Origin of the sequence: Leifsonia sp. SIMBA_070 (genome assembly GCF_046534635.1) — a bacterium.
Taxonomy (GTDB): domain Bacteria; phylum Actinomycetota; class Actinomycetes; order Actinomycetales; family Microbacteriaceae; genus Leifsonia.
In genome coordinates this window covers 1-262 of the sequence record NZ_JAWRYK010000431.1, presented here as the reverse complement: position 1 = coordinate 262, position 262 = coordinate 1, and the positions used below count along the sequence as shown (strand labels likewise).

Genomic DNA, 262 nt, shown 5'->3' with positions numbered 1-262 from the left:
CTCGCTTTCGCTACGGCTCCGCCTTATCAGCTTAACCTTGCATGGGATCGTAACTCGCCGGTTCATTCTACAAAAGGCACGCCATCACCCATTAACGGGCTCTGACTATTTGTAGGCACACGGTTTCAGGATCTCTTTCACTCCCCTTCCGGGGTGCTTTTCACCTTTCCCTCACGGTACTGGTTCACTATCGATCACTAGGGAGTATTTAGCCTTGGGAGATGGTCCTCCCAGATTCCGACGGAATTTCACGTGTTCCGCC

1 rRNA gene is annotated in these 262 nt (G+C 52.3%); it reads right to left on the bottom strand.

What is annotated here, in order from left to right:
* A 23S ribosomal RNA gene (locus tag SB754_RS20970) occupies positions 1–262 on the bottom strand; the annotation flags it as partial.